Origin of the sequence: Nostoc sp., assembly GCF_036919895.1 — a bacterium.
GTDB lineage: Bacteria > Cyanobacteriota > Cyanobacteriia > Cyanobacteriales > Nostocaceae > Nostoc.
In genome coordinates, this window is sequence record NZ_JBALBW010000048.1 from 1 (window position 1) to 24,956 (window position 24,956).

The window sequence follows — 24,956 nt, forward strand, 5'->3', positions numbered from 1 at the left end:
TCCTGTGAAGCGTCAACCCGCCAGGAATTCATACAGTTAAGTCTGTTTGATTAGATTGGAATCCTCACGCCTTCAGGCTGAGGAGGATGTCAATAAACAAGGTTGGATTAATGGGTAAAAAATCTGAGTGTTTGGTACTCTTGTACTAAATAAATACAAATGTATTAATAATTGGGGTAAGAAACTAGTTACTAATTCAGGGAGTATGAAACGAATGGAATTTTCCTTTTCTTTTTGTCCCTTAAACTTTTTTCTAACCTCTCGAAATAACTGGGAATTTAGCTTGGATAAATTTTAGTTATTTCACTTTAGCATCAACCCGTTTGTGCTTCGGTATGACCGTTGCGGATAGACCATGCTAATTCTAACAGTTGAGTCCAGCGCTTTTGTAACTGTTTGGGGGTGCATTTGATGGTTTTAGCGATCGCTTGGTCAGTTTGTCTTGCAGTTTTTAACTGTAATATTTGCTGTTGTTGTTCTGTGAGTTGATTCACAAATATTTCCCACTGCTGGGAAGATAAACCCAATTTTTGCTCTAAACCTGCACCTAACCATTGATGTACCAATTGCCAATGGTGTTGTTTAGCAAACTTTTCTACGTGGTATTTAAAGCGTTGTTGGAGATAATCGCGCTGACGGCTGGTTAAACCGAGAATTTGGTCAATTTCTGGGGCTGAGAGGTCTTGAAGTTTCAAGCTGAGGTAGTTCATACAGTCAGATTGACCTTGAGACTCCAGATATTTCATCAACTCAGTGATGACGCGATCGCGTTCTGATTCTTCTGATGGGTCAAAATTAGTTTGGGCAATCATCTGCGATCGCAGCTGTTGTACCGCCGAGTTACGCTGGTAAGATTCTGCTTCTTCACCCTTAGCAGACTCTACCGCCATTTCAATATCCACGGTAGTTTCTTGGGGCTGACGACGAGCAAAACCTTGGGCGCGTAAAATAATTAATTGTTGATTTGCACCACCAGGTAAATTGATGCGGCGTTTAGCGTACTGTTCTGTAAAGGCCATGTATTCAGCTAATTGCAGCTGAGTACGCGGTGTGTGATCGTTAGGTAGTTCGTTTTCTCTGCGGAAAGCTTTGATAGCTTCGATATAAAATGCTTGTAGAAAATCTTCAATTAGGCTGTAACGAGCATCAAAACCCAACTCAGAGCCAGATATAGTTACATGACGGTAAACCATAGCACCCAAATTACTATGTAATTCCACCCGTCCTTGTTTGGAACCTAGTTGGTAGTAACGTAAGCACTTGTGCATCCGATGCCTTCCCAACGTAATCTGCCAGGATTTGATTTCCCCAGATGTTTGGATACGCGAACTTTTGTCGCAAATGCGTTCTACTTCTACGGCTATGCGGTTTGCTAAAGCTTCTACGCACTTGGGTGCTGCTTTCACTTGTGCTTGCATTTCCTGACACAGCAATTCAATCAAGGTTTCGCTGCGGCTGTCTGAAAATTCTTCAGTCGAAAGGTGGTTATTAAAAATAGGTGTAGAGTTTGGTAGATTAACGACGTTAGCTTTCATGACTTTTCCAGGGAGTAGTATTGCACCGTAATTACAACGCAGAGACAGCAATCAAGACCAGCCTTGGCTGGAGAATCTTTGGGCATTCATCAATTAAGACTTGCCCCATATAATGCTCACATCTAAAGCTCATATATAAAACTGTAGGAAATACGACAGAGTTACAGTTATGGCAATGTGTCGGTTTTTTCACAAGCCGCCACATTGACGTGGGGACACAAGTACCCATCATTTTATCAAAGTTGTCAAATTTCTTGCTGTATCGACTGTTACACCATCCTGTTATTGCATCTGTGTCCGTCGTAAACATCGCGTTTAAATATGACAATTTAAAAACTGGAGTCGCTTCGATCGCAATTTCCGAAACGGAGAGGTGTGCCTGTGAAGTCTCATTCTTATACCCATGCGGCTGCTGCTTCCCAACCTAAACCCCTCCGTATAATTGCTGCTTCGTCTCCCGTCATATCCAAAATCGTAGATACTTCATAAGTAGGTTCTTCGCCAGTGTCTACAATTATGTCTACCAACTTATCCAAACGGTCAAATAGCTCTACCCGTGACTGAACAGTTTCTGGATCTATCCGAATCATGCCATTATCTGCTTCATCTGCTGGCAGATGTGCTGAAGTTGAAATAATCGGATTACCCAAAGCTGCCAGCAACTCCAAACACACAGTATGGTTTGGGACTCTAATTCCAGTACTTTTCCGCTTGGGGCTTTGCACCAATCGCGGTACTAATTTAGTTGCTGGGAGCAAAAACGTGTATGGCCCTGGAATCAGGCGTTTCATAATTCGATAGGCTGTGTCACTTACGAAGGCATAAGTTGCCACATTTGAAAGCGAGGGACATAGAAATGTCAGTGGTTTATCATTTGCTAGCTGTTTAATTTGCCGCACTCGTTCTACCGCCGACTTAGCATTCAAATCACAACCGATCGCATAAACTGTATCAGTAGGGTAAAGCATGACTGCGCCACTAGAAAGCGCTGACTTTATTTCCTCTATTCGGCGCATTTGAGGATTATCCGGATGAACTGAGAAAATTTTTGCCATAACACAGGATTGGGGATTGGGGAATGGGGAGCAGGGAGCAGGGAGCAGGGGAAGTAGAGGATAATAACCAATGCCCCATGACTAATGACTAATGACTAATGACTAATGACTAATGACTAATGACTAATGACTAATTTATTATGAATAAAATTGCTTATCTTCAATGTCCGACAGGAATTTCTGGTGATATGTGCCTCGGTGCTTTGGTCAGTTTGGGTGTTCCTTTAGAGTATTTAATTGAAAAACTCAATGGGTTGGGTATTGAACAGGAATATCAGTTAAGGGCGGAATTTGTCCAACGGAATGGCCAGCAGGCGACTAAAGTCCATGTGGATTTAGTACACGATCGCCATCACCATGACCACCACGGCCACGAACCCAGTCACCATCACACACGCCACTTGCCAGAAATCGAGCAGATGATTCTCAAAGCGGGGTTGCCATCACGGGCAGAAGCTTGGAGTTTGGCGGTATTCCGACAGCTAGCAGTGGCAGAAGGGGCAGTGCATGGTATTTCTCCTGAAAAAGTTCATTTTCATGAAGTGGGTGCTATAGACGCGATCGTAGATATTGTAGGTACTTGCCTGGGGTTAGATTGGCTGGGAATTGAAAGTAATGACGAAGGATTGCCCCTACTTTATTGCTCGGCGTTCCCGACTGGTGGCGGTACTGTTCGGGCTGCACATGGTCAGATGGCAGTACCAGTACCAGCAGTATTAAAGCTGTGGGAAATGCGGGGTTGTCCAGTTTATAGTAACGGCATTGATAGAGAACTGGTAACACCAACAGGAGCCGCGATCGCTACTACTTTGGTAAGAGACTTTGGTTCACCACCCGCGATCGCTATCAAGCAAATAGGATTGGGAGCAGGAACCATAAATTTACCCATTCCCAACATTTTACGCCTCTGGCTGGGCGAAAGCACAAGTTTACAGTCAAATTTCAGCGATTCTGAAGATAGTAGCTCAAATTTAGAAACCATCTCGGTACTAGAAACCCAAATTGATGATTTAAATCCCCAAGCGATCGGCTATGTGTTTGAGGCATTGTTTGCTGCTGGTGCGGTGGATGTTTTTACCCAAGCGATCGCCATGAAAAAGTCCCGTCCAGGGATTTTGCTGACTGTGATTTGTCATCCAGAAAATTTACTCAGTTGTGAAAGGGTTATATTTCGTGAAACTACAACTTTGGGTATTCGGCGAACAACTCAGCAACGTGCCATTTTACAACGGGAAATCCAACATGTGGAAATTGAATATGGCAAAGTCCGTGTCAAAGTAGCATGGAAAGGACAATCACCAGAAAAAGTTATTGCTAATGTGCAACCAGAATATGAAGATTGTGCAGAGTTAGCCCGAAAACATAATATTCCCTGGCGCGAAATTCAACGGTTGGCGCTACAGCGTTGGTATTTAGTTAATAGTTAAAATCTCTTCGTTCCTCCTTTTCTGTCTCTGACTGAGAAGCAGACAACCTAATAAAAGCTTATTTTAGAATCGCTTTGACATTAACTTGACACCAATAGACTAGAGCCAGCACTAACTAAAAACCCCTCCAAGATTGGAAGGGTTAAAGTAATTTTTGCTAATGTGATGGTGATTAGGGCGAAACAGAAGCTTTTCCTCCTTTATGAACGATAAATACAGCATCGATAGGTTTGAGGTAGCTGACTTTTGTAGAAGAAGTGGGTAAATTATTGGAGTTAATAGCTATAGGTTTGCCACTATTGTTAGTACTTGTTTGAGCGCCACCGATTCCAGGCAATAAAGCAATAGAAGTGACAATGAATACAGAATCTATCAAAATTGAGAGTTTCATAAAATTATTTTTATTTATAGTCAAGTGCAATTAGCGTTCCTGAGTAATAAATTCTCATTTTTTGTTCAGTCTTAACTTCCTCCACTTAGATCGCCCGATCGGTTGATTTATTCCTCACCCATTCGGGTGAGTTAATTGATTACTAAAGAATTTCGAGAGCTTTTAGCACCTCTGCTGTTGACTGATATCGTTGCGTAAAGTCGAAATGTACCATTCTATTTAAAATAATCACTAAATCGTTTGTAGCGTCAGTTAGTTCGCGCCAATGTTGCCAAATCTGTCGATTGCTATCAGCTTCGCCTTGAATAATTATTTCACCAGTATTTATATCTCTGCGAAATTCTCTAGGGTCTACTCCAGTTAAACCCTGAATTCCCATAATTCCCAACGCATAAATATCGCTGTTGAGTTTTGGCAAACCGCTCATTTGCTCAGAAGGTGCATAACCAGGAGTACCAATTGAAATGGTCTGAGCTTCTTGCTGCTGAGGATGAATTTGTTTAACAGCACCAAAGTCAATTAAAACAATATGTTGATCTGATTCTCGTCTAATCAAATTACTAGGTTTAATATCTCGATGAATTACGCCATAGCTATGGACAAAAACAAGCACGTTTAAAACTTCTTTGAGCATATCCACAACTTCAGCTTGTTTTAGTCGCTTCCCAGAGGTTAGCTCTTTGTCCATCGCGTGTCCTCGCACAAATTCTTGCACTAAAGAAAATTGCCGATTTTCTTCAAAAAAAGCTAGGAGTTGAGGAATTTGTGGATGCTTACCCAAGATTTCTAAAATTTCTGCTTCAGCGTCAAATAATCGTCTGACTACATTTAAATATTCTGCATCTTGGCGAGGGGGACGCAACTGTTTAACCACACACTGCGGATTACCAGGACGCTGCATATCATCAGCCAAATAAGTATTACTAAATCCTCCAGAACCCAAGCCTTGAGTAATTTTGTAGCGGTTGTTTAGTAGGGTTCCTAGTGCAATATCTTGCCCAATGGAATCAGCAATTACAGTTGGTGCTTCATTTAAGGCATCGCCGCGCTGCCGTAAAAGACCTTGCAATTCCACAATTAATTGTTGGTGTTCTTGAACCCGCTGCGTAATTTCTTGTTGCTCTTGTTTCGTTTGATAAGCGCTATAGGCAAGGACACTCCCGGCGGTAAATACTAACCCTAACGCGGGAGGGATTACTGGGAACCATCCAGCTTGGGTAAAAATGACAAAATTGCCTCCAAATAACACAGCAAGGGCTGTTGCTCCTGCCAGTCCTAAGCTTAACGGATGCTGAATCCGCGATACCAGTAACCCACCAACTACAGTCCATCCCCATATCCACAGGACTTTACCCCATTCAGGTAGAAACCAAAATAGAGGCTGTTTGTTAAGAACAGCACTGAGAATTTGACTAATACTGTGGGCATGAATTTCAATTCCTGCCATTTTGCCAGAATTATCTGATTTACCAGTAGCAAAAGGCGTATTAAAAATATCATTTAAACTATTAGCTGTTGAACCAATTAAAACGATCCGGTCTTTCACAAAATCTGGTTTAACTTGATTTTCAAGTACTTCTGTAATAGTTACCTGCTGGGCAATTTGATGACCAGAACGGTAATTAAGCAAAATTTGGTAGCCATTTGTATCTGCTTTCTGATAACCGCCAGCGTTACTTTGCAGGGGTTTAAATATAGTATCTCGTAGTCGTAGTTCCTTTTTTGGGGTAAATTCTAGTCGGATGTTTCCAATTTCTAAGTATTTGAGTGCTAGTTGTAAACTAAAAGAATAAGTACTTTGACAAGAATCAGATTCCTCTGCACTTACCAATAATAGGTTGCGACGAATTGTAGCATCAGTATCTTCTACAACATCATTAAATCCTACTCGCTCTGCTTCAACTCCCTTTGGCGGTGCTATTCCCGGATTGTTAGAGCCAGAATGTTTACAAATAGGAATGATGATATCGCTCTGTTGTAGGCGTTGCAGCAACTTTTCATGACCAGGCTGTACTGGTAAGTCACGGAAAATATCTAGGCCAATGGCTCGCGGTTCATAAGCTTCAAGTTTTCCTAACAGTCGGTCTAGAAGTTCGCTAGATAGGGGCCAATTCCACTTTTGGATATCTTTTTCAGTTAAAGCAACAATCAATAGACGAGAGTCTGGGCCTGGGTCGCTACGTAATTGCATCATCTGGTCATAGACCTTCATCTCTAGAGGCTCGAAAACCCCAAGTTTTTGAATGCCTACTAGTAAAAGTGTAGCGATCGCACTTGAAAAAATAACAGGCTGTCTAAATAAACTTTTAAAATTCACAATCATTTCTTTAAATATATTTTACTTTAAAATATACATATTTTTTATCCTAATTTTCACCATTGAAATTATTCTATGCAATTTGCAACTTTTCTCGAAATACGCAGATACCCGACCTCTTTAAGAAGTCGGGGATCTTGTTATTCACGAATGATTAAGTAAAGCTATATCTGTTTAAGATAATGCACAATTGCCTCTGCTGTTGGCAAATTAGTTGCCAGGAAAACTTGATTAATAGTGCATAATCTTAGCAGCGCTTCTTCATTTGCTTGACCAGGCTGAGGTTGCAGCAAATCTCTCAGGAAAATAACTGCTGAAATTTCTCCTGCTCCAACCAATGAAGCAATTGTTTGATACCCTCCAGAAATTGGTGCTGGGGTTTGTTGACTAATGGTTATTCCCGCCTTTTGATGTAAAACTTCACTAACAGATGGCCAGGTAATTGTAAAGCTATGTGAGAAAAATTCTTGATGTTGAGAAACAAATTCAGCAAGTTCTGATTTTTTGCTCTCATGAGCGATGAGTACTATATTTCTTTCAATAATTGCTTGCGGAGGCTCACTGACATTTGTTTCTTCTGGAGTTTCATTAGATTGAGTTGCTTCTATTTCAGGAACCTCTTCAATAGTTTGATTGATATTCTCAGGAGCTTCACTGTCTGTTGTTTCTAAAGATTGAATATCAGCTAATTCAGAAACTTCACTTACGGGAATAATATCATCAACATCGACACTGGCCTCTTCTGTAGTTGAATTACTCGAATCAATGTATTGATTGCTGAAAACTCCCGCAGCAATATTGTCAGGTGCAGTTGATGTTTCAGAAACTTCGCTTCTTGTTTCATCAACAGCCGAACTAGGTTCTACTTCGTTAATATTTACACTGTGTTCTGCTGTTGATGACCTATCTAAATCTAGCAGTTCATCATTGATATCTTGTGTACCTTGGCTCAATGTTTCTGGCAACTGAATATCTTCGTCTTCAGGAATTTTGTTGACAAATTCACCAAAATCTGATGTAGCTTCTTCTGCAACTGGTGTATCTAAATCTACTATTTTATTTTCATTATGAGTAGCTTCGGAAACGCTACTCTCCTCCTCAGATAGTTTGTGGAAAATATCACGGGGCTGTACGAAGGTGACTTCTGCTTCTAGTGCAGCCTCTAATTCTGTATTCTCATAGTCAGTAGTTTCGGTAATGGCACTTTGTACAGGAACTTCGTTTAAAATGTCACGCGGCTGTACGAAGGTGACTTCTGCTTCTAGTGCGGCCTCTAACTCTGCATCCTCATGGTCGGTAGCTTCGGGGATGGGATTTGTATCACGCCGTTGTACAAAAGTAGATTCTGTGGCTAACGCTGCTTCAAAGTCTGTAACATCATCCTGAGTGGCTTCTGGAACTGTACTTTCTTCTTCAGGAGCTTCAATAATGTTTTCAGGTGCTGCGATCGCATCATCAGCTACAGTAAAAGAAACTTCCTCACTATCGGCGCTGACTTCTGGTGTTTGCAAATCCACAACTTCATCACGGCTATCGTGTGGAACTTCGCTGATTGCTTCTGGTGGCTGAATGATGTTTTCAGGGACAATTACCTCAACAACCGGGATGACATTATCAGGTTGAGTAGCAACAACTTCTGGGATTTCGCTGGTTTCTGGGGAAGGTGTTTCTACTTCTTGACTAATTGGCGTAGGAACTTCGTTTACTACTTCTGGGGCTGGATTGGCAACATTGGCAGTGCTGATATTTTCAGGCGATCGCGGCCGAGAAAACAGTGAAGGGTCTATAATTCTAAAGACTGTCTCTGGTTGCTCATACGCAGGAGCAACTGCTTCCAGAATTAGAACGTAATCTGCAATCCTGATAACATCTCCATCACTCAAAGAATATGGTCGTTCTTTTTCGGCTTGTTTGCCATTAAATATTGAGCCATTTCTACTACCAAGGTCAGAGAAGTAGTAATTTCCACCTCTAATAAAAAACTTAGCATGTGCCCGACTGATATCAGGACTGTCTAGGACTAAATCAGCATCAGGAGAACGACCTATTAACCATTCTCCTCTCGTTGGAGTTTCTGTGGTCAGGTCAACTTCATTGACTTCACTTAGATTTGGTGAGTAGCTAACTTTTACTTTCATATTAATTTTTGGTTAATTTTATTGATTTCTGCCACCCAGCGCTGACGAGTAGCGTGTTCTAAATTTAAAATATCATCTTGTGACCAGTGAAAATGATAAGCAATAAAAGCTACCTCCTCATATAAAGTATCAGAGGGGTAGCTTACGACTCCCCCGCTAGTTCTAGCTCCATTGAAAATTGAGTATTACAGTGCGGACATTGTGTCGGAATATGTACATTGCCTTGCTGATTGATTCGATTATAAAATTCTCGGAGATAGGCAATGTCATGTAGAAGCAGTTCTTCAAGTAAATCAGGACTAACAGAATTGAGACTGCCCAAGCGAGTAATAACCCGTGCAAGCATTACTAATACGCCGTAAGCTGGATTTTCCTGAACTTTACGCTCTTGTTGCACCAAAATTTCATCTTTGGCGGTGGCTAAACGCATCACTCCATGACGATGTATTCGGTGTTCGCTATCACTCAATCCTCTAGGAAGAGTGAAGGCAAATTCTGTGCAGAGATTATCCTTTTTACGGCGCATAATTTGGGGACTGGGGACTGGGGACTGGGGACTGGGGACTGGGGACTGGGGACTGGGGACTGGGGATTGGGAATTGGGCATTGGAAATTGGACAAAATAATCAATAGTTCTTTTTCCCATCTTCCTCATCTCCCTCATCCCCCTATGCCCCATTCCCAACTCAATTATGAATAAGTGCTTCGGGGGAATTTATTGTCTCTTCTGGTATGGAAGTTTCGCTCTCTAAGCCATTGATTCGGCGGTAAAAATCTTGGAGGTAATTTAAATCTTGGGCAAAAAAGTTTTCCACTATTGCCGGAGTCACTTCTGATAAAGCACCCAAGTGGGTAATCACTCGTGACAAGATAATAATTGTGGCATAAACAGGATTAGCTTTAACACGCGGGTCGCGCAAGGGTGCAATCTCGTCTATCGCCGTTGATAACCGCATTACACCTTTGCGGTGGAGGTTGCCTTCAGAGTCTAGATACCCCTTTGGCAATGTAAATTCAAACTCTGTAGGAAACATACTCCTCCTAATTACTTCACGCGCTTAAATTCCTCAAAAGCAACCTCCACTTCCTCAATTTCGATGTCATGGCTGCGGGCGTTAACATCGGCAATTTTGTAACTTGCAGGCCAAGCACCGGCTAATTCAAATCTAGCTACTTCTTCATTTGCCTGATTATAAATAGACAAAGCAACAAGTCTCCGTTGCTGTGACCAATTACCTTTTTCGACTTTTTCAAACCACTTCCAAAAATCCATAGATTTAGTGGTACCTCTACGCAAAGTGAGATTACCACTCTTGGAATTGCTAGGAAGCTTAGTTCTTACCACCTGACCTTTTGATTGCCCTTTTGTACCCCAGGATTGAGAAGTCACTTCACAAATTTCAATTACCTCTTGGGTTCTTTTGAAGCCTTGACACTCCAAAAAGAAACAATTGGCATCGTTTTGTCCTTCTAGTGTCAGTTCTAAATAGAACCGATGGGCTGTCAGAACTTCTGGAATTCGGCTTGCGGATTGTACCACTGTTAATTACTGCATAAACTAATTATTTGATCCGTTTAATTCCTTCGTGAACCAATTCAACTGTTTCATTTGCCATATCACCACCAGAAGCAGTTAAGGTAGGCCCAGTGTATTTACAGGGATAACAATTGACAATGTTCCAGCGTGCTTTTTCAGAGCCTTGTTGGTCGTAAGCAACCACTGAACCAGTCTTACGATTTTGTGACCACTGACGAGGATCACCCATATCTTCGTTACACTTTTGATACCAAGTATAAAGGTCTATATCATCAGTGGCGATGACTTTTACTGTTATATTGGTAAATTTAACAACAGTTGGTGTAGCTTGACGCATTAGTTTAGCGCCCTTAGATGAACCGTGGACTTCTTGCGCTGGTGTGTTTTCAACGCCTAGTCCGCTAATTTCTTTGATGAATTTATCAGTAATTCCATCAGCCTCAAAGTAAAATTTACAAGAGGTTAAAAATTCGCCTGCCATACTTTTAGACTCCTTTGTGTGTAGTTAATTTTGAAATTGAGCCAAAACTTTGATTTTCACGTCGGGGCAATTCATGAATTGCCCCTACAGCGTATAGTTTTGCGTAAGTCCTATTGTGTTATTCGCTATCTTCAATGCCATTCCATTGGCTGATGCGGAAAACAACAAATTCAGCTGGTCTGACTGGGCAAACACCGACTTCAATATATAAACGTCCTAAAATTCTGGTTTCTGGTGGGTTCAATTCTTCGTCACACTTGACATAGAATGCTTGGGCTGGAGATGCGCCAAACAAAGCACCTTCACGCCAGATGCGCTCTAAGAAATTACTGACGGTGCGGGTTACACGCGCCCATAAATCTTGGTCATTGGGTTCAAAAACTACCCATTGAGTCCCCAATTCTAGGGATTTTTCAATATAGCTAATTAACCGCCGTACACTGATGTAACGCCACTCTGTTTTATCTGGCTCAACTAAAGTGCGTGCGCCCCAAATGCGGATTCCTCGGTTGGGGAAGCTACGAATGCAATTTATTCCCAACGGATTTAATAGTTCTTGTTCGCGGAAATTGGTGTCATAGCCCAAACCAATTACGCCTCTAGGAACTTCATTTGCTGGGGCTTTGTAAACTCCTCTGGTTTCGTCGGTGCGGGCCCAAACACCCATCACATGACCACAAGGAGGTACTAAAATTGGATTACCGCGATCGCGTGGATTAGGTACTTTAATCCAAGGATAATAAAGGGCCGCAAACATCGAACGACGATTAAATCTATTCAACCACTCCACAACTTGCTGAGGTTTGACGGCATCTGGTGGCGCATCCAGTACAACCATCCGGTTAGGCGGATTAGGAATATCGCCACTGGCAGAACCTTCGCACATACTAATCATCAGTTCGATGATGCCATGAACTTGATCTAAATTAAGTATCTGCTCTTGATAAGCCCGCATCACATCAGGACAGGCTAGCATTGTGATTTCATCAACTTCAAAGATACCGCGTACCCCGGTGCGATCGTCTCGAACGCCTTCTAAATTTTGTGAAAATCTATCGGGTGGGGCGGCAACAATGGGTGGTGCTAGTTCATATTGACCATTCACCGGACGACGAGCTAAAGGCTGTCCACTTTGAGTTATGTCTTCTACGGTGATGTACATCGAATTTCTCAATGCTGCCAGCGCATAAGTTGCTGCTTGAGCAGCAGGTTCGCGGTTCATTGTCAAGTTTTCGTATTGCTCTAGAAGTTCATCTCCTCGACGAATTTGGATAGTGAAATATTCGCCCGTATTTGGAGGCGCTTCACCTTCAGTACCTTCTGGTAGGGCGCGGGGGGAACCATCAATAATGACGAGATTTACTAATCCGCCTGATGCTTGCTCAGGGCGCAAAGTAAAGCGAAGGGCTGGACGATTACCTCTAGAGTTGATTCTGAGGGTAGCCGGTTCTGGAGTTGCTGGTCTGGGTGCGCCTGGTAACTGAGTCCCAATGCTTGTTACCCAGCAACGACCGCCACCATTCATAAAGTAGCCGTAGACTGAAAATGGTAAATAGGCGTTGAAGTCGGTGAAGCCGTCAGAGTTGGGACGCGCGAAGTAGTTTAAAAATTGCGTCCAAGTGGTTACTAGCATGGGCTTGTATAACTCAGCCCCACCGCGAACGTCTTCTGTAAAGCCGACAAATCCGGCAACTGCTGTGCTAACACCTTCAATTGGTCGGCTACCCCGGTCAATTTCTTCAATATAGACACCAGGAGCAAAGTAATCAAGTCTAGCCATGAAAGTCTCTCCAAGTCAGTAAAAATCTAATTATTCAGGAGTTAGAAATATTTCTTTGAAAGTATTACTTTGGTTATCTACCAATGCATTGACATTTTGAGGTAAATAGCCAGGATGATTCAGAGTCAAAACATAATTACCTAAACGAAGGTCTTCAAAAAAGAACAGCCCTTCTTTAGTGGTTAATATGGACTTTTCAGTTCCTGTCACAGCTACTTCTGTCGCTACCAAAGGCAGATTTGTCACCGCACTTTTGACAATACCCGCGATCGCAACTCGCCTAGTTAGAACTAAACTGTCACTATCACGAGACAATTGATTTCGCAAATTGAAAATTCGCTCCCAAACCAAAGGTACTGGAGTAGGTTGTGGCTCGAAGGGGATTGTAACTGTCAAATATAAGGCTGAACGCAATGGCACATTCAGAGCGCTCCATAAAGAACCAATTTCAATTGGTGGCTCTAGGGCAACTGTCATGTTCAAATTACCATAGCCCCGTAACTCAGGAACCAAAAACTCCTCTTCTAAGGTGCGATGGCGCAAAAGCACAGCCAACGCCTCACTAATAAAGTGATGTTCACCTAAAGCTGTTCTATCCCAGGCTGTTAATAGCAGCGAAACATCAAACCAAGCGGGTGCCCAATTTACAGTGGCAGGTTGTAGAGCGCGTGTTAGCTTGCGCTCAACTTGCCTACCAGAATGTTGTACCTGCTTACTCTCACGTATATCAAAAATGTATAAATTGAGAGTCGGGCCTGCTCCCTCTTCCCTTCGATTACCAGGATGGCTAAAGTCAATTTGCTCTGTACTGGTAAGTGAGGTTCCTCCAGCTAGAATTTCGGCTAAAGTTTGAAGAACGAAGATAAGCATGAAGGTGTTCTGCTGGTAGCTAATCCAGATGCATCTACAGTATATGTATCAGCCTTCTAAAGTTAATTAGACTTTTGTCGATATTTTTGGGATTGGGAATTGGGAATTGAAAACTCTTCCTGAGTCTTTATTACCCATTCCCCATTCCCCAATCCTCCCAGAATGATGATTGAGGGAAATAGAAGATATTAGATTCAAAAATCCGAAAAGCAGTAACTTCAGCTTGTAGATTAGTCTGGAGCAATTCTTAATCGGATGCACTACATTTTTTTGTGGGCTGAGTATTTTATTTGTATCTTAAACAACCAATACTGTCTACTGGTATATACTTAGAAAAAGGGGAAGGACATATAAAAAAACTTAATAATTCTTTGTATTAACTATCTAACAAGATAACTTAACAAAAAAATAAACATTACTGAGACTGCATAATTTTATACTGATCGGCAGAAGATTAAAACATTTGGTTGCAAAAAGCGAGTGAAGCTATGACACTAGGCTTTTCTGTACAAAAACTAGAGAATGGCTCGAATTATTTGAACTCCTCAGATATTCAGAGCTTTTGTCAGCTAGAGTCTGAGCAGTTAACTAGTCAATATCCAATTCTTTTTGCTCGGATTGTCTATCATGATTGCTTGCAGAAAAATCATCAGGAGGTTATAAGTTATGGTCAAAAACAAGCTCATTTTTCCCAAAAAACTTTAGCTTATTTGCGCTCAGAAGCATGGCTGACAGATTTTCCGCCTGCTTTTACTTTGCGTGAATTTAAACTTAAGGATTTTCCATCCATTTCTTACATTTGCCCCATAGCCTATAGAAATCAAAAGCCTGAATACATTCAAATCATTACTCATCAACCTCTTTCAGAGAGTTTGCAAGTGTCTATAAAACGCTCTGCTATGCTCTTGAGTAAGTATGTAGATATTTACTTAGACTATGGAAGACAAAAAACTGAAATTCAACTCCTAGAAGATGTTTTGCATCGAATAGGGCATCAATTACGTAACTCTCTAGGGCTTATAGGATTATATGCACATAACTTATGCTTAGGCTTAGAAGATAGTCCTTGGCAAGAGCAAGCAACAATTATTGGCGAAAGTATACAAGATTTAGATACTAATTTAAACGAGCTTATTGATTGTGGACAAGGAGCAAAATTAAGGGTAAAACTCCAAGATTTAAGAAGTTTAATTGTTGAAAGCATCACAAATTTACAACCCCTAATTAATCAGAAAAAAATTAAAATATCGATTCCCGATACATCAACGACACTGAAAATAGACAGATTGCAAATGAAACAAGTATTTGACAATATTCTCAGTAATGCTGTCCATTTTAGTCCTAATTCAGGAACTATTACCTGTAGCTGGCAAATTTTTCAAGATGAAGTTTTAATTAAAATTTCCGACCAAGGTACAGGATTATCTCAAGAGGATTTACAAAAAGTTTTTACTCCATTTTATTCCCGGCGTAAAGGAGGTACAGGACTAGGTTTAACTATTGCTAAGAAAATTATTTTGGATCATCAAGGAAGTATTTGGGCACAAGTTTTATCAGAAAGTGGAGCGCAGTTTTCTGTGATTTTGCCTCGACCAAGGAGCGGGAATTAATTCGTAATTCGTAATGATACTCCTGTGTCGCTACCGCTACGCTAACGTAATTTGTAATTAACAAAGATGAATAATGATAATAAGAAACTTTCAGTTTTGCTGGTAGATGATGAAGAACGGTTCCGCCAAGGATTACGTACTCTTCTAAATTTCTATAGTATTAATTCTGCCTTACCTGTAGAAGTTATCGGTGATGCAGATTCTGTGGAACAGGTTTTAAAGTTTACAGCCCAAAAGTGTCCAGATTTAATTTTGCTGGATATGCAATTGAAGGGATGTCATGGGATTACAGTTTTAGCACGTCTTAAGGAAACTGCTTACACTGGCAAGATTTTAGTGTTGTCGGCTCATCAAGAAGACGACTGGATTTTTAGAGCAATGCAGGCGGGAGCCGCAGGTTATGTGTTTAAAAATCGTGTGGCAACACAATTGTGTGAGGCTATTGAGACTGTTACAGGAGGGGAAATTTATCTACCTTCAGAAGTTGCTAGTCGATTTTTCCGGTTTTTTCAGGCTTACTCAGATTCTTGTCTAAAAGCATGTCATGAAGTGCATTTAACCGAAAGAGAGCAAGAGGTTTTATACTGGTTAACTCAAGGTGCTTCTAATGAAGAAATCGCTAAACATTTATATGTAACAGTTGCTACTGTTAAGGCGCATCTCACCAGTATTTTTGAAAAATTGAAGGTTACTAGCCGGACTCAAGCTATTGTGGCTGCCCTCAAGTTAGGATTAGTTCACGCTTGATATAATTTTGAGTTTTGAATTTTGAATTGGTTATATGCCTTTATTTGAATCTTTTTATCAAGAATACCCCTGTTCGTATAATTCTCCCTTAAATTGCGATCGCCCTTTCCAAACGGCGCAGCAAATCAAGGGGGCTAAGTTTTGCTTGGAATGTGGTTTTCCGGCAACTTTACCACAGGAGGCTGAGATTAAAGGAAATCAGGGGACTTATCAAATAGCTAGTTTTATTGGTGTGCGGGGTTTAGGCCGCTTATACTCAGGTATCCAACTCAAGGACAAACAACCTGTCATCATCAAAGAATACCTCCTACCCAATCGTTCTTTTAATGAAAGTGAGACTCAAAAGCGTAAAGATACTTTTAAACGGGTGGGTGGGGTAAGTTTAGCCGATAGTCGAGTTCAAAACTTCCGTCTTGTAGAAACTAAAGAAGCGATCGCAGATGAAAAAGGAGAACGCTGCTATCTGATTGCTCAAGGAATAGAGTCATCCCAAACTTTAGGTAAGTATCTCATAGAAAAGGGAGCAATGACATCTCTTGATGTGCGTGAGGTACTAAATCAAGGTTTACAAACTCTCCAGTTTCTGCACACCCAAAAGCTGCGTTTTCCTTCAAATCAAACACAACTGGGTATAACTCACGGCAACATTAATTTAGATAGTACTTTAATTAAAGTAGAAAATAATCAAAAGTTCTCTATATACTTTTGCGATTTAGCTATCTGGGAAAACTTATTTATTCCACCTATTATTACTCAACCCGCACCCGCCAGACCTGAGCAAGATTTAGAATCGTTAGGGTTGCTAGCCTTTTATTTATGGGCAGGAAGAACAATTAATTTTTTATCCAATCAGCCTCTCGACCCTAGAGATAATCAACAATGGCCAGATACCGATAGCCATTTAAAGCAGTTTATTTATCGCCTCATTGGTCTAGAAACTCCTTTCGAGAATGCGGAAACGGCTCGTCAAGCACTGCTGCAACTTCCCAAAGAAGATAATGGTAAAAGTTCAGTGCGATCGCCAGATTCTCAAGTAATAGAAAAGCGTTTGCCAATGCCTTTCATTCTACTAGGAATACTGGCTTTATTACTACTCGGTGGAGGAATTTTGTATTGGCTTTTGGTCAAGAAAACAGATAATCCTAATCAATATATACTCTGGTCTAGACTTGTGCGGAATTTCTCTGAAGTCCCCAACGTTCCTTCTGGACAATTTGCTTATACAGGAGAAAAAGACAGTACATGGAGCTTTGTTTTGACGCAATCGGTAGACAACAGTCGTTTAGGAGATTTATTGACCAGACCAAAGCCAGATGCAACAGCAACATTTAACTATGAATCTGTTTTGTCATCCAATATAAATAATCCGATTAAAAGTATTGAAGAAGTCCAAACAAACAAAAAAGATTTTGCAATTACTAGTTTGGCAGACAACATCACAGATAAACTTACTAAAAAACAAGTTGCTTATGATGGATTACTTGTTTTTGTAGCATTTAATAAAAGAGACTCAAATCTTGCTAATGCTTTGGGTGGGCAAATAAATATTGAGCAATTGCGTCAAATTTACACAGGTAAAATTACCAATTGGCAACAAATTAGTCCCAAACTTCCAAATCTGACTGTGAAACCTTTTGCTCCAACTGAACCAGAAGCAATCAGTAAATTTAAAGAAATAGTTCTCAAAAATGTCCCTCAAGACGAAGCTTTATTTGCAGCGAAAGTTACTAAACTTGATACAACAAAAACCCAAAACCTGATACGTAGTGAGACTTTAGAGGGGCGAATCACTGGTATTATCAGTTTTGGCATTATCAGTAAAACTTCGAGTCAGTGTACTGGCTATCCGCTAGCGATCGCAGATGGCAAAAAGTCAGCAATTCAACCTCTGTTTCAACGGCGCGATCGCCGCTCAATTAGTCCCTCAGATGACTTGTGTCAACATGATGATTATTATGTTGATGTCACAACTTTCCAAAGCTACCCCCTGGGATACCCTATTTTTGTAGTGTACCCTAAAGACAGCAACCGCCTGCCTGGTGGTTCTACATTTGCCCAGATGCTAACCACTCGTCAGGGTCAGTGTTTACTTAGTAAAGTAGGTCTTGTAGCTTTACAACCTATGCCTGATGATATAAATTCCTATGCCTGCAAATCGGTGCCCTAATCCTAGTTGCGAATATTTTAACCGCGCCCTGCCTAACAATGCTAAGGTTTGTCCCTGGTGTTCCACTCCTGTGGGCCCTGTGAATAATGTAGTTTCCCCTACACCACAACCACCGATTCAACCACAGCCTAGTCAACAACCGTCTAACCAACCTCCGCCTGTTCAGTATCAGCGGCCAGCAACAGACCAATCTAACTACCAACCTCCTCAACAAGCCCCCGTTGATTATTCAACAGTCTATCAGCCACGGGTTGCTTATCAACCAACACCCCCAGTTTATACCCCTCCGCCTCAAAGAGCGCCAGCCTTAAAGCTGATTCATAGCACCGGTAGAGAATTTCACCTTGTTGGGGAAGGAGGTTATATTGGTCGCCGCAGTCAGAGTCCAGGAATAGCGCCACCCGAAATTGACTTGACCGGTATCCCCAGTGAGGGAATAGTCTCTCGTCGTCACGCACGAGTCGATTGGGACTGGTCGCAAAATGCATACATGATTGTTGACATGAGTACAAATGGTATTTATTTAAACAACAATTCTTTAACTCCTGGGATGCAATATCGCCTTCTTAATGGAGATTCACTGCGATTTGGTCAAGACAATCTAGTGAATTTTACGGTGTATGTTGTGTAGCAAAATGATTAGTTAAAATCTGTCAAATTTTATGGGTATAGCGGTTCTCAGTTGAGTGAGGTACAGGAACCCCACCCCCAACCCCCTCATCGCTTGCGGGGAGGGGGCTATGATGTACTTCATCTGATTAGGAAACGCTATAGTTGATGGGTTATCAACTACCCTTCGATTTTGGCTAGCGATCGCAGAACTTCAGCAGGAGTTAGGGATTGAGCAAAAAGAAGAAAAACAAAGCTGAAACTGGTGAAATTAAGCCAGTTGTTGTTAATCGCAGTCCTGGTTTTAGTTCTAAATTCAAAGAAGATTTAGCTTGGTAGTTTAAGCAAGATTTTCAGAAAGCATCGAAAATTTTGGATCTGGTTACGGCTGTAATGGAAGATCCATTTGAAGGGATTAGAAAGCTATTGATTCAAACCAGTTTTTTGTCTTTTTATAGTCATTGAGGATAAAGAGGATAAAGCTGTCAATGATTTTGAACCAAGTTTTCCATCAAAATAACCTAAGAACCAAGATTTTGTACAAAGTCCAAGTTTTTTGACTATATATCTCAGTTAATAGTAATGATTTCTATTTAGATCCAATAAATTCTAGTCAATTCTCCCACTAATTAGTTCCTATGTACTAAATATATCCGTTTCCTTGGGGTGTGACAGTTGTGGGTGCGGAATGTGGGTTAGAACATCGGCTTGTATATCGGGTGGGAAACACTCAGATTGATTTTCTCGCTTGTCGATATCACTATGAATAATTGGTTTATTTTTGGCATAAATGCGTACCGGAGTATTACTAGTTAATCTGGCTAGATGGATATTCTAATTCAATCCAGCGCGAAATATCCTGCTCCTTAACCCCTTGCATAACCAAAGCAAAACATCTTTCAATAACAGCACGAATCTTCTGCCGATCCTTTGACTCGAATTGCACCACTACATTGTCCCAATTTCCTCGAAGCAATGTGAAATGGTAAGAACCTTTCGGATCTGAGTCAGGATACCAGCCAAGATCCACTATGTAACTATTTGGATATGTAACCCAACCTTTTTCAGAGTATTGGATACGCTCAATTGATAGCAAGTCCTGCTTATAAAATTCATTATTAACAATGACTCCATCAAGAACTATCGGTTCTTCATCTCCAAAAGAATTATAGATAACAGCCCAACTCCCAGGTATTTTGAGTGGAACTATTTTTGTATACATGAATTGCCTCTTCTCTTGCTAACTAGCTATGCGGATGAGAGTGAATTGCTGGTCTGTCACTTTCGGCAGCAGTCAACTCTGCACGAAGCTCGTGAGCCATATCTCCATTAGCGTAACCGATTGCTTCGCCATACGTCTTATATGCATGGTAAGTTGCTTGACTTTTATCTTCAAGTCTACCTGTAAGTAAAGTATCCTTCTCCAACTGCTTGACCTGATCAGAAGTCATTGAGCATAGGAATTGTCCAGGGCCTTTGTTCATGCTGTTTTCACGACGCTGTTTTTCTGAACTGCCCTTCCAATGTTTACCACCACTATAACTTGCAGGTAGTATATGCTGGGCTTTCCCTGAATCTAAAATCTCCTTAACTTTTTGAGCAGGCGACTTCTCGCTATCTTTATCTTTTTCCAGAGATTCTTCGAGTTTAGTTAACTTAGCTCTTTCTTCTTTCACCAGTTGTTCTAAGCTAGTGTGGTCAGAATCAGAAGAAGTCTGAAGCTCTTTACTTAATTGTTTGGCGGTTTCGAGGTTGTCTTGGATCTCCTTTAATTGAAATTTCAAATCCAATTTGGAAGTATTATTATCAGGCAAGTGGTCTATTTTACCCGAAACTTTTAACGCACGAGTTTGTAGGTCAGATATCTGCTGCTTGACATTATTTTCGTCTGTCCCTTGCTCGTTTGTTTTTTCTTCTCCCTTCTTCTTTCCTTCACTGGCAACATACTTATAATCCCAGGTATCGCCCCCGTCAATCACCGTAATTGACTCAAATATCGGGTTTTCACTCTTTACCTTGGCTGCGACTTTCTCTGCATCTTTACGTGTTATCTTGCCACTATTTTTGGTGTACAGAGCTTCCTCATCATCAATTTGCTTCAGCCCTTTCGCCACCTTGGAATCGTGTTCCGGGTCTTCTTCCTTATTATCCTTATCCTTACCAAAGCCCAGTTTCTTCGCAAACTGTACAGCCTTAGCAATCAACCAATCGATCGCTTTATCAATCGGCTGACGTACCTTCTGAATAATTTCTCCTATCTTCTCGCTGATGCCGCCCAAGCCCAACAGACTTGCCATAAAACTGATGACCACTGGTAGCGCCGTGCCTAGTGCATTCTCAATTAAAGCAGCTGCGCCACCGATCGCACCAGATGCGATCGCACTAACCGAATCAGTTACAGCATTAACCAATTCGACAATCTGACTACCACGTTCAATAAAGAACATGATGATGTCATAAATTGCCTTGCACGCTTTCACGAAGGCTGAAGCTGGGTTTAATAAACTTACAACCCATATCACCCCTGCTTTAATCACATTTTCGATAACGAACGTCTGGATGGTGTCCATCACCATCACTTTCAAGTCTCCAATCTTATCTTGGATGAACTGCCACAGACCTGCTATTCCTTCATTCTTCAAGATGACAAACATCTCAAAGCTGGTTTCTAAGGCGGTGAATATCTTCTCGCCGTTCTTGCCCAATGCCTTGATAACTCGTGACTTGATGCCGTCATAAACCAGTCCTAGAACCTGCATCACTAGGCTAAAAATGCCCTTGAGATCAAAGTTTTCTGGCATTTGAATCCCTGCCCCTGCCATTGCACCCGTCAGCCAGCCAATGAGTCCCTTTTTGAGATGGTTTTCAATATTCCCTGCAAATTTATCAAAACCTTGCTTAATGCCAGCAACTAGATTCCCCAAGAAAGCGATGGGGTCTAAAATAATCTTGTCGATCGCACCTGCGGCTTTTGCCAACACTCCCATCAGCATATCCTTCAATTGGATGATAGTCTGGATGGTTCCTGCGATCGCATCTTTAGCCTTATCTTTCAGACCACGATTTTCTTCCTTCTTCTTCTCGATTTCTGCATCGATTTGTTGGAGATTTTCGCTATATTTCTGTGCCAGAGAGTCAATTAACTGATCTTGCTTACTGTTAATGCTCTCTTCTAACTGATCAAACTTACCCTGAATGTTCTGTGCTGCTTCCTGTCCTACTTTTCTGAGATTTTCCGGCAAACCAGCAACATACTCATGAATTTTCTGCTGACCATCAGAAATCTTCTGTTTAGCTTCATTCAGTTTTTGAGCGACGAATTTTGCAATCTCGGTTAGGGTGACATCCATCGAATCAAGATACAACTGTCGCCCATCCACAAAGAATTGATTCACCTCTGGCGGTAAGCCATGCCAAGCATCACTAATTCGCTCATCCCAGCCCGTAACATCGTACCACTCGCCATAGCGCTGCTGGTTCCAGGCATCCATTTTTTGACCAACATGAGTCTCAAATTTCTGCTTGGCGGTTACTGCACCCGCATCAAATTTACTGGTGACATCTCCATCTATACCGTCAAGGACAGTTTCAACTGCTTTTTTGGTATTTTCATAGATGCCATTAACTTCACTGGCGATTTTAGCCCGTTCCTGAGTATCCTTACTCTGGGTTTGGCCTTGAACGCCCATTACCTGAGCCAAGAGTTGTTCCCGTTGACCGTGCATTCCCTCTAGCTGGCTTTGGCTGGTAGCCTGCGCTTGAGCTTGACCTTTATTGATAGTTGCTTGTTCGTCTTGACGATATGCTTTTGGGGCTTCAACGGCATGGACTTGAGCTTCTTTTTTTGCGCCAATAGCCTCCTGAAACTGTGGCTCATTGGACTTTCCTAGTTGTTCTTCAGTAACACGAGCCTCAGCCATCTGCTGGTCAAGTTCTTGGCTATTTGCCTTTAGAGGTTGAGATACTTCCGATTCTGGCTTGGGCTTTGGGGCTGCCTTTTCTGCATCGATATTTGTTGGTGATGAGTCAGCTTTCGGCTGCTGCAATGGAGTTACTGGCTTGGGTTCAATACCGCTTGTATTTGGCGCTTCCTTGATTTTATTTTCAATCGGGCCAGCTGCTTGTTCTTGCTCCTGGTTGACCTGTGAGGACATATCCTGTTTCACAGAATCAATTTTATTGCTCTCTTTGAATTTCTCCGCGTCTTTCTCGTTGTTAGGAATAACAGCAGCAATTTTTTGCATCAGTGCTGCTTTAAACGCAGCCGCATTAAAAGCCCCTGATTGCTGCTGGTTCATTTCCTGGACTTGCTTATCTTTTGCCTTGCTCTCCACTTCATTGCTGGGAGGTTCAGCCGCATCTTGAGCTTCTTTTGATTCTGCCTGGGCTGGGTCGTGTTTTTTCTTGTTCTCCGCTATGACCTTTGCCTGATTAACTACCGCCTGGAATTCTGGGTCTTTTTCTAAAGAAGCGCTGCTACTGGCGGCTACATCGGCTGTACCGTTACTTCCCCCCACCGTTGCCCCACTTCCTGTTCCTCCTGATGGCGCACCAGTAGCGCTACCAGCACTTACCAGGGGTGCTGCTGATGGGGAATTGGGTTTGTCTTGCATTCCTCCCGATTTGAAATCTCCCGTTGGGGATGCTACATCAGCCTTAGTGACGGGTAAACTACCCTGAGTCGTTGGCTGTCCTTGAGGATTCTCTTTCAGTTGTATTTTTGCTTCTACAGATGACTGAGCGGAGTCTACTTTGGTTTGTAGTTTATTTTCTTTTCTCTCTAGGAACGTATTGGATTTCGGTTGAACTTTGCCCGTCTGCTGTACAACGTGAGTTAATTCATGGGCTAGTAATTCCTTCCCTCCGTGACTCTCAGGAGCATATTCTCCTTGACGGAAGAAGATATCTTGTCCAGTGGTGAAAGCCCGCGCTTGAATAGATTGGTTAAGTTGGTCAGACTGGCTATCTGTGTGTATTTTGACACCACCAAAGTTAGTACCAAACGCCTGCTCCATTGGTTGTCGGACATCATCAGCGAGTGGTTGTCCACTTCCCCGTTCTTTTTGGATTGAGGTTTCCAAGTCGGAAGTGGCTGCTATTCCACCACCCTTACGTTGCACGACAGGAGTAATGGAACCCGCCACGGATTTCATTTGTAATTCTTCCTCTTCCTCTGGCAATGCTTCCCGTTGGATAGACTGCCTTTGCATCACCTGTTGCGCTACTTTATCAGCCTCCTGCTCGTAAACGTCTCCAGGCTGGTTAACTGTAAGTTTTGTTTGTAGACGCAGTGACATTCGACTAATGTCGTGGGTGAGAGGTTTGTTTAGGAATTGCATCCCAACTGCTTGAGGCTTCATTTGTAATTCTTCATCTTCCTCTGGCAAAGCTTCCCGTTGCAGTGAGGGAATATTGGCATTGGAAAGGGACTTCATTTGTAATTCTTCATCTTCCTCTGGCAAAGCTTCCCGTTGCAGTGAGGGAATATTGGCATTGGAAAGAGACTTCATTTGTAATTCTTCATCTTCCTCTGGCAAAGCTTCCCGTTGTAGTGAGGGAATATTGGCATTGGAAAGGGATTTCATTTGTAATTCTTCATCTTCCTCCGGCAAAGCTTCCCGTTGGATAGATTGCCTCTGCATCACCTGCTGGGCTACTTTATCAGCTTCCTGCTCATAAACATCTCCCGGCTGGTTAACTGTGAGTTTTGTTTGTGAGCGTAATGATATTCGGCTAATGTCGTGCCCTAGAGGTTTTTTAAGCTGTACCTCAGTAGCTACTTGGGACGAAGCACCAAGATTTAAACCAAAACCACGTGTTGGTTGCTTGAGTGTAGGTATTGAAAAGGAGCCTGTAGTAGCTTTTTTGTGCTGTCCTACGTGTTCTCCCATTTTTTTCTCCTGATGACCGAGCAGTAAGGGGGCGAATATTTTGTTAATACCAACATACATCTAGATTACTGCGATCGCACTTATCCAGCAATTCACCCAAAGTCTAAATTTTCGGGAAGTTGATTAATTAGTTAACACACCCGACAACAGCGATCGCAGTTCAAGAGGTGTAGGGTGGGTAAATTCTGAGAATTTGACAATTTGATGTTCATTTACTCAACTTAAAAGAGATGCGATCGCATCTGTAGCAACTTCCGTCTTCGCTGTAGTAACTTCTGCCCTCACGTTTCGGTGTTTCGCGCAGTCTGTAGCAACTTCTGCATTAAATAATTGGACTATTTTTGAGGATTAAACTAACAAAGCGATCGCACGCACGTTTTTGTACTCTACAAGATCAGGCG

Annotated in this window: 20 protein-coding genes; 6 read left to right on the forward strand and 14 right to left on the reverse strand. The window is 41.8% G+C overall.

The features are described from left to right. Nucleotides 1-314: 314 nt before the first annotated feature. Both V7K55_RS08240 and V7K55_RS08245 read right to left on the reverse strand, forming a co-directional pair. A complete protein-coding gene (locus tag V7K55_RS08240; RefSeq protein WP_334830024.1) occupies nucleotides 315-1,535 on the reverse strand; it encodes a HetZ-related protein in 1,221 nt (406 codons plus the stop codon). 395 nt (nucleotides 1,536-1,930) lie between these two features. After that, nucleotides 1,931-2,590 (reverse strand): L-threonylcarbamoyladenylate synthase, encoded by a 660-nt coding sequence (locus tag V7K55_RS08245; RefSeq protein WP_334712943.1) that lies wholly within the window; start codon nucleotides 2,588-2,590, stop codon nucleotides 1,931-1,933. Between the two features lie 140 nt (nucleotides 2,591-2,730). On the opposite strand from V7K55_RS08245, the gene larC reads away from it, so the two are divergent. Then, nucleotides 2,731-4,017, forward strand: coding sequence for a nickel pincer cofactor biosynthesis protein LarC (larC, locus tag V7K55_RS08250; RefSeq protein ID WP_334830027.1), 1,287 nt, complete (start codon nucleotides 2,731-2,733; stop codon nucleotides 4,015-4,017). Between the two features lie 172 nt (nucleotides 4,018-4,189). Here larC and V7K55_RS08255 read toward each other — a convergent pair whose 3' ends face one another. From V7K55_RS08255 to V7K55_RS08300, 10 genes are all read right to left on the reverse strand, one after another. After that, nucleotides 4,190-4,408: a hypothetical protein gene (locus tag V7K55_RS08255; RefSeq protein WP_334830029.1), complete on the reverse strand. Its 219-nt coding sequence runs from the start codon at nucleotides 4,406-4,408 to the stop codon at nucleotides 4,190-4,192. Between the two features lie 142 nt (nucleotides 4,409-4,550). Continuing rightward, entirely contained in the window at nucleotides 4,551-6,731 is a 2,181-nt protein-coding gene (locus tag V7K55_RS08260; protein ID WP_334830031.1) for a CHASE2 domain-containing serine/threonine-protein kinase, read from the reverse strand. Nucleotides 6,732-6,889: 158 nt separating this feature from the next. Then, the gene (locus tag V7K55_RS08265; protein WP_334830033.1) at nucleotides 6,890-8,863 is read right to left on the reverse strand and encodes an FHA domain-containing protein; all 1,974 of its coding nucleotides are present in this window, start codon (nucleotides 8,861-8,863) and stop codon (nucleotides 6,890-6,892) included. Then, nucleotides 8,860-9,042 (reverse strand): DUF6760 family protein, encoded by a 183-nt coding sequence (locus V7K55_RS08270; protein ID WP_334830093.1) that lies wholly within the window; start codon nucleotides 9,040-9,042, stop codon nucleotides 8,860-8,862. Before V7K55_RS08270 ends, V7K55_RS08265 begins: the two co-directional genes overlap by 4 nt. Further along, the gene (locus tag V7K55_RS08275; RefSeq protein WP_334830035.1) at nucleotides 9,006-9,509 is read right to left on the reverse strand and encodes a phage tail assembly protein; all 504 of its coding nucleotides are present in this window, start codon (nucleotides 9,507-9,509) and stop codon (nucleotides 9,006-9,008) included. The genes V7K55_RS08270 and V7K55_RS08275 overlap by 37 nt, the downstream gene beginning before the upstream one ends. 40 nt (nucleotides 9,510-9,549) lie before the next feature. Next, nucleotides 9,550-9,897 carry a hypothetical protein gene (locus V7K55_RS08280; protein ID WP_334830037.1) on the reverse strand — a complete coding sequence of 116 codons (348 nt, stop codon included), beginning with the start codon at nucleotides 9,895-9,897 and terminating at the stop codon, nucleotides 9,550-9,552. A gap of 11 nt (nucleotides 9,898-9,908) precedes the next feature. Beyond that, nucleotides 9,909-10,403, reverse strand: a complete 495-nt coding sequence (locus tag V7K55_RS08285) for a phage tail protein (protein ID WP_334830039.1) — start codon at nucleotides 10,401-10,403, stop codon at nucleotides 9,909-9,911. Between the two features lie 22 nt (nucleotides 10,404-10,425). Continuing rightward, complete coding sequence (locus V7K55_RS08290) at nucleotides 10,426-10,881, reverse strand: phage tail protein (RefSeq protein ID WP_251959046.1); 456 nt, start codon at nucleotides 10,879-10,881, stop codon at nucleotides 10,426-10,428. Nucleotides 10,882-10,999: 118 nt separating this feature from the next. Next, nucleotides 11,000-12,661 carry a phage tail sheath family protein gene (locus V7K55_RS08295; protein WP_334830043.1) on the reverse strand — a complete coding sequence of 554 codons (1,662 nt, stop codon included), beginning with the start codon at nucleotides 12,659-12,661 and terminating at the stop codon, nucleotides 11,000-11,002. Between the two features lie 30 nt (nucleotides 12,662-12,691). Then, nucleotides 12,692-13,531, reverse strand: coding sequence for a Pvc16 family protein (locus V7K55_RS08300; RefSeq protein ID WP_104898633.1), 840 nt, complete (start codon nucleotides 13,529-13,531; stop codon nucleotides 12,692-12,694). A 635-nt stretch (nucleotides 13,532-14,166) separates the two neighbouring features. On the opposite strand from V7K55_RS08300, the gene V7K55_RS08305 reads away from it, so the two are divergent. The 5 genes from V7K55_RS08305 to V7K55_RS08330 all read left to right on the forward strand — a co-directional run bounded on the left by V7K55_RS08305 (nucleotide 14,167) and on the right by V7K55_RS08330 (nucleotide 19,434). Further along, nucleotides 14,167-15,141, forward strand: coding sequence for a sensor histidine kinase (locus tag V7K55_RS08305; RefSeq protein WP_334830046.1), 975 nt, complete (start codon nucleotides 14,167-14,169; stop codon nucleotides 15,139-15,141). A gap of 66 nt (nucleotides 15,142-15,207) precedes the next feature. Next, a complete protein-coding gene (locus V7K55_RS08310) occupies nucleotides 15,208-15,888 on the forward strand; it encodes a response regulator transcription factor (protein WP_334830047.1) in 681 nt (226 codons plus the stop codon). 34 nt (nucleotides 15,889-15,922) lie between these two features. After that, nucleotides 15,923-18,055, forward strand: coding sequence for a substrate-binding domain-containing protein (locus V7K55_RS08315; protein WP_334830048.1), 2,133 nt, complete (start codon nucleotides 15,923-15,925; stop codon nucleotides 18,053-18,055). Further along, nucleotides 18,033-18,686 (forward strand): FHA domain-containing protein, encoded by a 654-nt coding sequence (locus V7K55_RS08320; protein WP_334830049.1) that lies wholly within the window; start codon nucleotides 18,033-18,035, stop codon nucleotides 18,684-18,686. The genes V7K55_RS08315 and V7K55_RS08320 overlap by 23 nt, the downstream gene beginning before the upstream one ends. Nucleotides 18,687-19,341: 655 nt before the next feature. Then, the gene (locus tag V7K55_RS08330; protein WP_442949074.1) at nucleotides 19,342-19,434 is read left to right on the forward strand and encodes a type II toxin-antitoxin system YoeB family toxin; all 93 of its coding nucleotides are present in this window, start codon (nucleotides 19,342-19,344) and stop codon (nucleotides 19,432-19,434) included. A gap of 38 nt (nucleotides 19,435-19,472) precedes the next feature. Here V7K55_RS08330 and V7K55_RS08335 read toward each other — a convergent pair whose 3' ends face one another. Next, the gene (locus V7K55_RS08335) at nucleotides 19,473-19,886 is read right to left on the reverse strand and encodes a hypothetical protein (RefSeq protein ID WP_334830050.1); all 414 of its coding nucleotides are present in this window, start codon (nucleotides 19,884-19,886) and stop codon (nucleotides 19,473-19,475) included. A 22-nt stretch (nucleotides 19,887-19,908) separates the two neighbouring features. After that, on the reverse strand, nucleotides 19,909-24,555 hold the full coding sequence (locus V7K55_RS08340) for an eCIS core domain-containing protein (protein ID WP_334830052.1): 4,647 nt from the start codon (nucleotides 24,553-24,555) through the stop codon (nucleotides 19,909-19,911). Between the last annotated feature and the right edge of the window lie 401 nt (nucleotides 24,556-24,956).